The organism is Flavicella sp. IMCC45537 (assembly GCF_057197705.1).
Map to the genome: position 1 here is coordinate 161,420 of NZ_CM170067.1, position 12,375 is coordinate 173,794.

Annotated in this window: 13 protein-coding genes; 12 read left to right on the top strand and 1 reads right to left on the bottom strand. The window is 32.7% G+C overall.

What is annotated here, in order from left to right:
- Positions 1-59 precede the first annotated feature (59 nt).
- The 7 genes from cobA to AC2DGP_RS00775 all read left to right on the top strand — a co-directional run bounded on the left by cobA (position 60) and on the right by AC2DGP_RS00775 (position 5,361).
- Positions 60-821, top strand: coding sequence for a uroporphyrinogen-III C-methyltransferase (gene cobA, locus AC2DGP_RS00745; protein ID WP_484491117.1), 762 nt, complete (start codon positions 60-62; stop codon positions 819-821).
- On the top strand, positions 821-1,399 hold the full coding sequence (locus AC2DGP_RS00750; protein WP_484491118.1) for a precorrin-2 dehydrogenase/sirohydrochlorin ferrochelatase family protein: 579 nt from the start codon (positions 821-823) through the stop codon (positions 1,397-1,399). The genes cobA and AC2DGP_RS00750 overlap by 1 nt, the downstream gene beginning before the upstream one ends.
- A 73-nt stretch (positions 1,400-1,472) precedes the next feature.
- On the top strand, positions 1,473-2,528 hold the full coding sequence (locus tag AC2DGP_RS00755; protein WP_484491119.1) for an NAD(P)/FAD-dependent oxidoreductase: 1,056 nt from the start codon (positions 1,473-1,475) through the stop codon (positions 2,526-2,528).
- A 4-nt stretch (positions 2,529-2,532) separates the two neighbouring features.
- Complete coding sequence (locus tag AC2DGP_RS00760) at positions 2,533-2,859, top strand: 2Fe-2S iron-sulfur cluster-binding protein (RefSeq protein ID WP_484491120.1); 327 nt, start codon at positions 2,533-2,535, stop codon at positions 2,857-2,859.
- A 121-nt stretch (positions 2,860-2,980) separates the two neighbouring features.
- Complete coding sequence (locus AC2DGP_RS00765) at positions 2,981-3,406, top strand: RrF2 family transcriptional regulator (protein ID WP_484491121.1); 426 nt, start codon at positions 2,981-2,983, stop codon at positions 3,404-3,406.
- Positions 3,407-3,464: 58 nt separating this feature from the next.
- On the top strand, positions 3,465-4,058 hold the full coding sequence (locus AC2DGP_RS00770) for a hypothetical protein (RefSeq protein WP_484491122.1): 594 nt from the start codon (positions 3,465-3,467) through the stop codon (positions 4,056-4,058).
- 121 nt (positions 4,059-4,179) lie between these two features.
- Positions 4,180-5,361 carry a THUMP domain-containing class I SAM-dependent RNA methyltransferase gene (locus tag AC2DGP_RS00775; protein ID WP_484491123.1) on the top strand — a complete coding sequence of 394 codons (1,182 nt, stop codon included), beginning with the start codon at positions 4,180-4,182 and terminating at the stop codon, positions 5,359-5,361.
- Here the strand turns inward: AC2DGP_RS00775 and AC2DGP_RS00780 are convergent.
- Positions 5,348-6,322, bottom strand: coding sequence for a helix-turn-helix domain-containing protein (locus AC2DGP_RS00780; protein WP_484491124.1), 975 nt, complete (start codon positions 6,320-6,322; stop codon positions 5,348-5,350). The genes AC2DGP_RS00775 and AC2DGP_RS00780 overlap by 14 nt on opposite strands.
- A 160-nt stretch (positions 6,323-6,482) precedes the next feature.
- Between AC2DGP_RS00780 and AC2DGP_RS00785 the strand changes: the two genes are divergently transcribed.
- From AC2DGP_RS00785 to AC2DGP_RS00805, 5 genes are read left to right on the top strand one after another with little or no spacing between them, the layout of a single operon-like run.
- Positions 6,483-7,388: a DUF6607 family protein gene (locus AC2DGP_RS00785; protein WP_484491125.1), complete on the top strand. Its 906-nt coding sequence runs from the start codon at positions 6,483-6,485 to the stop codon at positions 7,386-7,388.
- 6 nt (positions 7,389-7,394) lie between these two features.
- Positions 7,395-7,883 carry a DUF2271 domain-containing protein gene (locus tag AC2DGP_RS00790; RefSeq protein WP_484491126.1) on the top strand — a complete coding sequence of 163 codons (489 nt, stop codon included), beginning with the start codon at positions 7,395-7,397 and terminating at the stop codon, positions 7,881-7,883.
- 41 nt (positions 7,884-7,924) lie between these two features.
- A complete protein-coding gene (locus AC2DGP_RS00795) occupies positions 7,925-9,409 on the top strand; it encodes an ankyrin repeat domain-containing protein (protein ID WP_484491127.1) in 1,485 nt (494 codons plus the stop codon).
- Between the two features lie 5 nt (positions 9,410-9,414).
- Positions 9,415-9,888, top strand: a complete 474-nt coding sequence (locus tag AC2DGP_RS00800) for a DUF2271 domain-containing protein (RefSeq protein ID WP_484491128.1) — start codon at positions 9,415-9,417, stop codon at positions 9,886-9,888.
- A gap of 58 nt (positions 9,889-9,946) precedes the next feature.
- On the top strand, positions 9,947-12,367 hold the full coding sequence (locus AC2DGP_RS00805; RefSeq protein WP_484491129.1) for a TonB-dependent receptor plug domain-containing protein: 2,421 nt from the start codon (positions 9,947-9,949) through the stop codon (positions 12,365-12,367).
- Positions 12,368-12,375: the final 8 nt, after the last annotated feature.

The following is a 12,375-nucleotide window of genomic DNA, read 5'->3' on the forward strand; positions in this document are numbered from 1 at the left end:
TAGCTATTTTGAATTAGGAGTTGTTATTTTTGCAGCTCCTAATTTTTAAAATAAAAAGAATGAATAAGCAACCAAAATTAACATTAGTAGGAGCAGGCCCTGGAGATCCAGAGCTAATTACTTTAAAAGGAGTAAGAGCTTTGCGTGAAGCAGATGTAGTTTTATACGATGCTTTGGCTAATGAAAAGTTATTGGATTATGCTGAAAATGCAGAGAAAATTTTTGTTGGAAAACGAAAAGGAATGCATAAGTTTATTCAAGAAAAAATACAAGAATTAATTGTTGAACATGCTTTGAAAGGAAAGCATGTGGTAAGATTAAAAGGAGGAGATCCTTTTATTTTTGGACGTGGTTCTGAGGAATTGAAATTTGTAATTCAACACGGAATAGAAATAGATATTGTTTCAGGAGTAACTTCAGCAATTGCAGCACCAGCTAGTTTTGGAATTTCTTTAACACAGAGAGGTGTAAATGAAAGTTTTCGTGTGATTACAGGTACACGCTCTGATTTAAAGTTAAGTGAAGACATTGAGGCAGCTGCTAATTCTAATACAACCATCGTTATATTGATGGGGATGAGTAAGCTTGAAAATATAGTGAACATGTTCAAGGCAAAAGGGAAAAATACAATTCCTGTTGCTATTATTGAAAATGGAACCAAATCGCAAGAACGTTTGGCAGTGGGTACCATTGATACAATTTTGAATATTGTAAATGAAAAAGGTTTATCCAATCCATCTATAATTGTTGTAGGGGAGACCGTAAAAGAAAGTGAAGTTTTATATAGTCAATTGTTAAATCAAAAAGGAAAATCATTGTAATGCAAAATCAATTATATCCTGTTTTTTTAAAAGTTACCGAGCTTAATACTTTAATAGTTGGTGGTGGTAATGTGGCTTTAGAGAAGTTAACTTTTTTATTGAAGTCTAGTCCAGATGCGAAAGTTCAAATGGTTTCACCTATGTTTCGAGAAGAAACAATTGCTTTGGCAAATAAGCATGGGATTGAAATGTTTGAGCAACCTTATGATGTGCGTTTTTTAGAAAACAAACATATTGTAATTGCAACAACAGATTTAGAAGAAGTAAACAAACAAGTACATTCAGATTGTAAGCAAAGAAATATTCTTGTAAATCTGGCGGATAATCCTCCATTTTGTGATTTTTATATGGGAGGAATTGTAACGAAAGGAAACGTAAAAATTGCAATTTCAACAAATGGTAAGTCACCAACAATGGCGAAGCGTTTGAGACAATTTTTTGAAGAAGTGATTCCTGCTGATATTAATGAATTGGCAGAGAATTTAAATGAATACAGAAAAACTATCAAAGGAGATTTTGAAGAAAAAGTGGAAGCTTTGAACGAATTTACCAAAGGATTGGTAGCGAAGAAGAAATAATTGAATTAGTATAAGGCGAAATAGTATTTTATTACGATTTTTGCAAAACCAAATAAATTAAAATAATTACAAGATGATCGAAACAGATATATTAATAATTGGGGCCGGGCCAGTTGGAATGTTCGCCGTATTTGAAGCGGGATTATTAAAATTACGTTGTCATTTAATTGATGCTCTAGCTGAACCAGGTGGTCAGTGTACAGAAATTTATCCAAAGAAACCTATATATGATATTCCTGCTTATCCAGAAATTTTAGCGGGTGATTTGGTAAAAAACTTAGCAGAGCAAATTGCTCCATTTGAGCCAACTTATACATTAGGTGAACGAGCGGATACTATTGAGAAGTTAGACGATGGAACATTTGTTGTAACTACAAACAAAGGAACAAAACATCATGCACCAACAGTGTTTATCGCTGGTGGATTGGGATCTTTTGAGCCTAGAAAGCCGCCTATCAAAGAAATCGTAAACTACGAAGATAAAGGTGTTGAATACATTATTAAAGATCCTGAAATTTATAGAGGTAAACGAGTTGTAATTTCAGGTGGTGGAGATTCTGCCTTGGATTGGGCTATTTTCTTAGCGGATGTAGCTTCTGAAGTTTCATTGGTACACAGAAGAAAAGATTTCCGTGGTGCTTTGGATTCAGTAGAGAAAGTTGCTGAATTGTCTAAGGAAGGAAAAATAAACTTGATTACTGATGCTGAGGTGAAAGAAATTCACGGAGCAGACAAAGTTGAATCAGTTATGATTAAGCACAAAACAGAAGGTGAAAGTGTTAAAGAATGTGATCACTTTATACCTTTATTTGGATTGTCTCCAAAATTAGGACCTATTGCTGATTGGGGATTAGAAATTGAGAAAAATGCGATTGTTGTAAATAATGCATTGGATTATGGAACAAACATCCCAGGAATTTTTGCTATTGGAGATGTGAATACATACCCAGGAAAATTGAAATTGATTTTGAGTGGTTTCCATGAGGCTACAATTGCAGTTCAATTTGCTTATAACATTATCAACCCAGGAAAGAGATATGTAATGAAGTATACTACCGTAAATGGAGTTACAGGATTTGATGGGGAAAAGAAAGAAGCTAAAAAAGCAGTTGTTAAAACTATAGAATAACAAAATGTCAGATATTAAAGTAAAAATTACGGATAGAGAAGGTGTAGTTCATGAATTAGATGCTCCAACAGATATGGGGATGAATATCATGGAATTGTGTAAAGCATATGAGTTACCTGTAGAAGGTACTTGTGGTGGTATGGCCATGTGTGCTTCTTGTCAATGCTATGTAAAGTCTGAACATGAATTACCTGAAATGGGAGATGCTGAAGAAGATATGTTGGATCAAGCATTTTACGTAGAAGACAACAGTCGTTTGGGATGTCAATTACATATTACTCCTGAAATGGATGGTTTGGAAATTGAATTAGCACCGGAAAGCGAAGTGTAAGTTTTACTGAAATAAGCATAATAAAAGTCTCTAATCGAAAGGTTAGAGATTTTTTTTGTTTTTTATTTTGTAGGAATAGATTTTAGTCTATATTTGTAACTAAATATAAAGTATATTAAGTATGTCTTATTCGTTGTCTTTTTCTAAAGCTGTTTTGGTTGTAATTTTTATTGCGGATAAAATTCGACAAGGTCAGTTTGAGTTTCTTTCAACGAAATCTATTTCAGAAATATTAAATATTCCTAGACCAACATTGGTTAAAATAATGCAAAGCTTGACCTTAGCAGGTATCATTGAAACAAAAGAAGGTAAAAGCGGTGGAGTAAGGCTATTAAAAGATCCAAAGTCGATAACGGTATTAGATATCCTGGAAGCAACAGAAGGAGGTAAAACGCTATTTCAAACATCTTATAATATCTTGGCAGAGGGTAAGAGACCAGACAAAGCTCAAAAGTCAATTACAGGAGTTTTACAGCAAGCTGAAAAGCAAATGAAACTCAGTTTAGGTGCGAAATCAATAGCGGAAGTATTGCAAGATATGTCGTAAAAATTTTTACCCCAAACTAAATATAATAAATATATAGTATAATTAAAAATAAATTAAAATGAAAACTATTAAATTAACGGTACTACTAGCAATATTTTTCTTAGTTGGTACTAAAGCTGTAAAAGCTCAGAATCAGAATACAAAAAAAACTAAAATTAGCATAGAGGTGGATCCTGCTACCTTTTTATTTAATGGTTATAGTTTTCATCTCAGATTACAACCTAAAAATAGCGAACATCATTTATTTGGAGCAGGAGTCTATGCGATGGATTTACCAGATGTATTTGTTGATTTAAATGAGATGAATAAAGGTAAAGGATGGAAGGCTCGAATAAATTTAGGATATGGACTATTTGAAGAATATTATTTTTCAGAGGTTCATAAAAAATGGTTTATTGGTGGACAATTAAGTATTCAAGAATTTAGATTGGAAAACGATCATTATATGGAGACCTCTAATTTTTCTAATGTATTAGTGATGCCTTATGTAGGGTATTCGTTTATGCCATTTAATAACAATTTTTATATAAAACCATGGGGAGGTGTTGGTTATACTGCAAAAATAGCTGGTGATAATACAATTGAAGGAGAAAGTTATGACATTGCACCGCTTACCATGTTTTTAACAGTACACTTAGGTTATACTTTTTAAAGGTATAAAAACAGTCAGCTGAAGGGCTTCTTACAGTTGGCTGTTTTTTTCTTTTATCTAAGTGATGAAGTTGGATGCAATAGCTTTAGAATTCCGTACTTTTGCAATTCAATAGTACAAAATGGAGAATAATTTTAAAATGGTTGCTACAACCATGTTTGGTTTAGAGGAAGTATTGGCAAAGGAATTGAAAGATCTTGGTGCACAAGATGTTGAAATAGCCAATAGAAGTGTTAGTTTTAGAGGAGATAAAGGTTTTATGTATAAGGCTAATATTGCTTTACGAACTGCCATACGAATCTTAAAACCCATTAGAAAATTTAGAGTTAGAAATGAAGATGACCTTTATAAAAGTCTTCAAAAAATTGAATGGGAAAAATATTTGTCAGTAGAAGGTACTTTTTCTATTGGTGCAGTTGTGAATTCAAGAAATTTTACCACAAACTCGCATTATATTTCTTTAAAGTCTAAAGATGCCATAGCAGATTACTACCGTCATAAATATAGTAAAAGACCAAATGTAGATTTAAAATACCCGAATCTAAAAATTCATGTACATATAAAGAATGACCTATGTACTGTTTCTCTTGATAGTTCTGGAGATTCATTACATAAAAGAGGGTATAGAAGCTCAACCAATATTGCTCCTATTAATGAGGTATTAGCAGCAGGATTGGTTTTGTTATCCGGATATACAGGAGAAGAAAATTTTATTGATCCTATGTGTGGATCTGGTACTATTTTGATTGAGGCTACGATGATAGCTTGTAGAATTCCTGCCAATATAAACAGGAAACATTTTGCTTTTGAAAATTGGTTGGATTATGATGAAGACTTGTATTTTATTATCCAGGATTCCTTATTGAAAAAAATTAGTAGTCCACATTATAAAATAATGGGATTTGATAAGGCGCCTTCAGCGGTAAGGAAGGCAAATGAAAATATTGAAAATGCGAATTTAGCTGATTTTGCAGCAGTGCATCATGTGAACTTTTTTAACTCAAAAAAAGAAGTTTTTGGAAAGACGACTATAATGTTCAATCCACCTTACGGAGAACGTTTGGAATTAGCCGATTTAGAAGGCTTTTATAAAAATATTGGAGATACATTGAAATTTGGATATCCAGGTTCAACAGCATGGTTTATTACTTCTGATTTACAAGCATTGAAACATGTTGGTTTGCGAACATCGAAAAGAATTCCATTAAAAAATGGAGATTTGGATTGTCGTTTTGTAAGATACGATATGTACGAAGGCTCAAGAAAGCCTCAGAAAACAGAGTGGGGTACTACGGAAGAGTAGTTTGTAATAAACTCTCTTTTCTGTATTGATTTGGGGAAAGTCCGGTATTTCTTTTAAAGGCATGTGAAAAATGTGCGCTTTGTTGGTAGCCGACTTTCTCTGCTATGGTAGCGATGCTATGCGTCGATTTTTTCAAGAGTTTTTTCGCATATTTGATTCGTTTCTTTTGAGAATATTCAAAAATGGTGATCCCGTAAGCTTCTTTAAAATATTTTTTTAGATATGACGTATTTAAACCCGCCGTTTTAGATAGGGTTTCAATCGAAAATTGAATTTCTAAATTATTTTTTATTTGCTTGGTAACCTTTTCCAATTGCAAATGATACGGATGCTTTTTATTTTCTTTCTTTTGAACAGATGAAAAGTTGATTACAGACGCTAAAAATTCAAATATTTTATTATTCAAGCTCATCAACTGACACAAGCCAAGAGAATTTTGGTCGAAAATTTCTTTGAGTATTGCTTCTTTTTTAGCGTCAACGTTAAAAGTGAATCTGTCTTGAGAATTTAGAGTAGAGGTAATGTGATGTTGAAGACTTTCATTAAATATACTCTGTTTGAAATAGGCTTCTTTTAACTCAAAAATAATAATCTTAGTCTCTGTTAGTGTAGTACCTATTCTAAATGACTTTAACGGATTGTTTATGAATATTCCAGTTTTTTGAGAGAGTTCTTGGGCTTGATTTTCAACAGTCCATGTAAGAGCGGTAGAATTAGATACATTTAGAATAAAATATTTATGCTTTTTATTCAAAACCAATGCTGTATCTAAATTTTTAATTTCTTCAAGCGTGTGTCGTTGAATTCTCCATGTATTGAATTCGATGCTCTTGAAAAGACCTTTAATGTTGTTGTGCACATAGATATACGCTTCCTTTTTTAAACCAAATTCTTCTTTTGAATTATTTAGTCTAGAGGAAGTTTCAGTGGCTAAAAAAAAATCTAAATCATTACTCATCATAAGTCACGGCAAAAGTATTAATTTAAACTAATTAAAAATAAGAGTTTGAGTTATTTTTCCGAATTGGTAAAAATAATTTCCGTATTCGAAAGTTTGAAAGTCCTGTATTCATGTATTTTTGCATCTAAATATTATTTAGACTTAATAAAAATAAATAAAAATGAATACGATTAAAAAGATTTTAATGCTGTTGTTTCTTGGAACTACAGTTGTCACAAATGCACAGTCAAAAAAGAAAAAGGATCAGAATGCGATTAAGGAAATGTGTGGGTGTTTTGAAGTAACTTTTAATTTTACTGAAACTTTTGAATACAGCGAAGATTCTTTATATCATGCATCTGAGGATAAGGTGGCAACAGCTATTGAATGGGCAGGTTTAGTTACAGATGAAAAAAATAAAATTTCTATTCAACATCTTTTGCAAGTAGGAAATCCATCAGATCCTCATATAGTTAAACATTGGAGGCAAGATTGGTTGTATGAGAACAATGATTTATACAGTTTCAATGGAGATAATACTTGGCTTTTTGAACAAAAATCAAACAAGGATGTATCCAAACAATGGACTCAAAAAGTTTATCAAGTTGATGATAGTCCAAGATATGAAGGTACGGCAACATGGGTTCATGTAGATGGGAAAAGTTATTGGGAGAATACTACATCTGCACCCTTACCACGAAGAGAATACACCAAAAGAAGTGACTATAATGTAACAATGCGTGGGAATCGTCATGAAATTACGGAATATGGTTGGTTACATGATCAAGATAACTCAAAGTTGATTAGAGCTAAAGGAAAAGAGGATGTCGTATTAGCAAAAGAGAAGGGCTATAATACCTATGTAAGAATTGACGATAGTAGATGTGAGGCTGCTGCCAAATGGTGGAAAGAAAATACTTCTAAATGGGGAATAGTAAGAGCAAAATGGAACGAAGTTTACGCTAGAAATAGAGATTTGAACTTAAGAAGCAAAGTTGATAACAAGGCTTTGTATAAACATCTATTCAAAGAAGAAGTAAGTAGCGAAGAAGAAATCAATCAAATTATCGAATCATTTGTAAAATAATTCTTCATGAAGCTCTTGAAAATTTTCACGGTTCTTTTTGTCTTGTTTTTCACGGTGGTTAGTTTTAACGCTTTAAATGAAACGACTCCTGTAAAATGCATGATTCAGATGAATAAATATGAAGGAGAGCCAGCCTACATAGTGATTTCATTGTTGGATAATGAAAATAATTATGTAAAAACTCTTTATGTCCAGGGAGATGATAACGAGTGGTTTTCAGAGATTCCATCTTGGTGGCAATTTTATGGAAAGTACCGACCAAATATTGATGCAATCTCTGGGGCAACGGTGGGGTCAGGAAAACGCGTTGTTACGAATATTAAGATTCCTAAAGATGCTTTTGAAAAAGGTTTCAAGTTACGGTTTGAAACAGTTGTTGAGGACAATGATTATTTCGAAAAAGATATTCAAATAGAATTGACAACTAGTCAAGAATTGAATCAAAAAATTGAAGGTATTGGTTACATCAGTTATGTAAGAATGTTAGCTCAATAGAGGAGCAGAGTTCAAAAAATATTGAATAAAAATACAGGTAAATGAAAATTAAGATAACAGTTTTGCTTTTATGGGCATACACTTTGAGTTTAAGTTCACAAAATAATAATGTTTTTTTGGATAGATCTTTTTGGTCGCCAGAAACTACAATTTCAGCGGTAAAACAAGCGATTAAGAAAGGAAATGATATAACTGAATTTGATGAAAATAATTTCGATGCAGTTGTTAAGTCAATTTTTGGGAATGCACCCTTAGAAACTATAGAATATCTGCTCTCTTTTGATGGGAATGGAATTGATAAAAGAACGCATGACAAAAGAACTTATATTTTTTGGGCGGCTTATTCCGGAAATGTTGCATTGATTGAAAACTTGATAGAAAAGAAGGCATCTGTGAACGTAAAGGATTCTCATCAATTTTCTCCTTTGACCTTTGCCGCTTCTGCTGGTCAAACTAATATTGAGGTTTACAAATTATTGGTTGATGCAGGAATAGATATCAAAACCGATAAAGATGGCCATGGCGCAAATGGACTTTTATTAGCTTTTACAAGCGTTAAAGATTTTTCTCTTGTAGCATATTTTATTTCTGAGGGAGCCTTACTAACTGATACAGATGATCTAGGAAATGGAGCTTTTAATTATGCAGCAAAAGGAGGAAATCAACAAGTGTTACAAGAGTTAATTTCTCGAGGTTTACCTTATAACAAACCGAACAAAAACGGAGGGAATGCCATGCTTTTCGCAACAATGGGTTCAAGAAAAGGATACCAATCCTTAGAGAAATTTAAGTTTTTAGAATCACTTGGTGTTGAGGCAAATATTACCAATAATGATGGTATAAATGCCATTCATAATCTTTCATCAGGAAATAAAGACATTGCTTCTTTTGAGTTTTTTAAATCAAAAGGGGTATCTGTAGATCAAGTGGATTCTAAAGGAAATAATCCATTGATAAAGGCTGCGGAACGAAACTCTCTTAAGGTAGTTACTTGGTTGGAGGAAAATACCAAATCTATCAATCATAAAAATAACGAGGGAGAGACATGTTTGACCAAATCTATGGGAAATAATCCCAAAGTAATCCAATATCTATTGGATCAAAAGGCAGATATCAATGTAATTGATGCCAAAGGCAATAATATAGTTTATCATTTATTTAGGACTTTGAATAGGAGAAATTCAAAGGATTTCAAAATAAAATTAGACCTACTTAAAAATAATGGTTTTGATATTGCAGCAGCGCAAAAGAATGGGAATACTTTATATCACTTGGCAGCGGAAAAAAATAACGAAAAGTTATTAAAAACTGTAAGCAATTTAGGAGTTGATATCAATGTAAAAAATACAGATGGACTAACAGCTTTGCATATTGCAGTGATGAGTGCTACCAATATGAAAACCATTGATTATTTGCTGTCTCTTGGAGCTGATAAATCTATCCGAACAGATTTTGATGAAACCGGATATCAGTTAGCAAAAGAAAATGAGCAGCTGAATTCAAAAGAAATTAAAATTTTAAAATAAAAGGAATGAAAAAAACAGTTTTAATACTCTTTACATTAATCTCTATTCTAGCTTTTTCTACGAAAAAAACGAGTCTTTACAAATGTATGATTCAAATGAAGAATTATTCAGGAGAAGGGGCCTACATTGTTATTTCATTAATAAACCCAGATGGTTCTTATGCCAAAACGTTACAAGTATTTGGAGATGATAAAGAATGGTATCCAGAAGTAGATCACTGGTGGGCTTTTCAAAAATCTAAAAATGAAGAAATCGATGCAATCACAGGGGCAACCTTGTCAGGAGGGAAAAGACAAGTAGTTTCTTTTTCACTTGAAGATGCCGTTATCAATGCGGGGTATAAAATACGCATCGAAACATCGGTAGAGGATGATGAATACTACATGGATGATGTATCCTATGAACTGACAACAGAAACGATTCAATCAAAAATGGAAGGAAATGGTTTTATCCGATATGTTCGTATGATGCCAAAATAAATTTTCCTTGAATATTGAAAACGCACTAATTACAACCTGATAGCATAACGGCAATTAGATGAATTATTATTACTACATATTATTTTTCTTGATTTCAGCGATAAGTTCAGCTCAGAATGCGACACTTACTGGGGTTGTGAATTTCAAGAATGGAAAGCCAGTTCAACTAGCCTCTGTTTTCGTTTCAAAATCTCCTGTGTATTCGTATACCGATGATGAGGGGAAGTTTAAATTGACAGGCTTAAAACAGGGTTCTAACATAGTGTATTTTCAATATTACGGTAAAGATCCAGAAAAGGTAAATGTTGAGGTAGGAAAAGACCCTATTATTTTAGACCATACTTTTGGGTTCAATGAAGAAAATGAACTCACTGAGGTTTTAGTTATTGGTAAGTCTAAGGAAGCACAAATTGAAAGTAGAGGATATGCTGTAAATGCGATCAGTACAAAATCGGCTGAGTTACAGTCTATTCAGACTTCAGATGTATTGGATAGATCTTCAGGAGTTAGAGTTCGTCAAAGTGGAGGTATAGGATCAAGAATGAATTTTAATATCAATGGGTTATCAGGAAATGCTATTCGAGTTTTTATTGATGGCACACCCATAGAATCCTTTGGACCTTCTTTTTCACTAGCCAGTATTCCTACAAATTTAATTGAACGTATTGAGGTATATAAGGGAGTTGTATCTATTGAACTTTCTGGTGATGCGCTTGGGGGAGCTATCAATGTTGTGTTGAAAAAAACAGGAAGTAAAAATAAATTATTTACATCTTACTCCGCTGGATCTTTTAATACACATCAATTTAGTATTGCTGGAAATTATCATAATCCGAAAACGGGTTTTGTTTTTAGAGGATCAAGTTTTTACAATTACTCAGATAATAATTATAAAGTATGGGGGAATCAAGTATATACTACTACCCCTACTACGGGTGATATTACATATTTAAAAGCAACAAGATTTCATGATGCTTACTTGTCCTATGGAGTGAAAGCTGAGGCAGGTATTGTAGATAAATCATGGGCTGATGAATTTTTGATTGGATTTATATATTCAGAATTGGATAAAGAAATTCAACATGGCGCAACGATGGAGTCGGTTTACGGAAATAGAAATTATAATCAAGATACCAAGTTAGTAAGTCTTTCGTATAAAGATCAAACCTTCTTAGGCGCAAAAAAACTGAAAGCAGATATGTTTTCTTCCTACTCTAGGTTAACAAGAAACATAGTAGATACCATTCCCTATATATATGATTGGGATGGCAAAAAGAAAGTTAAATACGATAAGGATGGAAAACCCAATGGATATTATGAATACGCTTCTGGTGCAGAGGCTGGAAATCCTACCCTGCAAACTAGTAATGAAGAGATTCTTTTAGCTAGAGTAAATCTTTCTTATGCATTCGATTTACAAAATAAATTGGCAACCAATCATATGTACAATCGATTTGAAAGGGACTCAAAAGATCCATTACGCCATGTGGATATTAGAGATAAAGAGGATATTCGATTTACTAAAAAAAATATTTTAGGAGTTGGGTATACCAATACCTCTTTTCAAAATAAATTAACTAGTTCTGTTTTTTACAAAAGGTTTCATCAAAATATTGAAATTATTGAATATAAAAAAGAAGGGAACGATCCAGTAGTATATAATCAAACCGATAGATCTGTTGATGCCAATGGTTATGGTTTTACAGTAGCATATAAAATCTCACCAAAAATATTAATACAAACTTCAGCGGAGAATACATTTCGAATGCCAGTAGCAGGGGAGCTTTTTGGGAATTTAGCAGAAAGTTTAGAACCCAATTATAATTTAAAACCAGAACAAAGTTTGAACATCAATCTGGGATGTACCTTAGGAGTTTATTCGTTGGGCGTTCATGATTTTAGTATAAAACTAAACACATTTTTAAGAGACACCAAGGATAAAATAAAATTGAATGTTCGTGAAGATAGTACAGATGAAACCACTGAGTTTATTAATGATGACAATTATATCAGTCAAGGTTTTGATTTGGACCTTTTTTACTCCTTTAAAAGGAAAATAGATTTTAATGGAAATGTATCCTTATTTAACTCACGATTTAACACCCAGTTTGATGAGAATGGTTTGCCTTTCGCCTGGTATGGAGACAGAGAAAGAAACGCGCCTTTTTTTACAGCGAATGGAAATATTAGGTACAGAGGTGAAAATATGTTCCAGAAAAACTCTAAAACGAATATTACGGCAAATTTAGCTTATGTGCATTGGTTTTATAGAGATTGGGAGTCTTTGGGAGGAGCGGGTAAAGATATTATACCGACCCAATTGGTTCTAGATTTGGGATTGACACATCTATTTCCTGGTAATAAAACCAGTGTTTCTTTTGATATAAGGAACCTTTTGGACAAACAAGTATTTGACAATTATGCACTACAAAAGCCTGGAAGAGCATTTTACTTTAAAATAAATTATACAATTTTTTAAATATATTA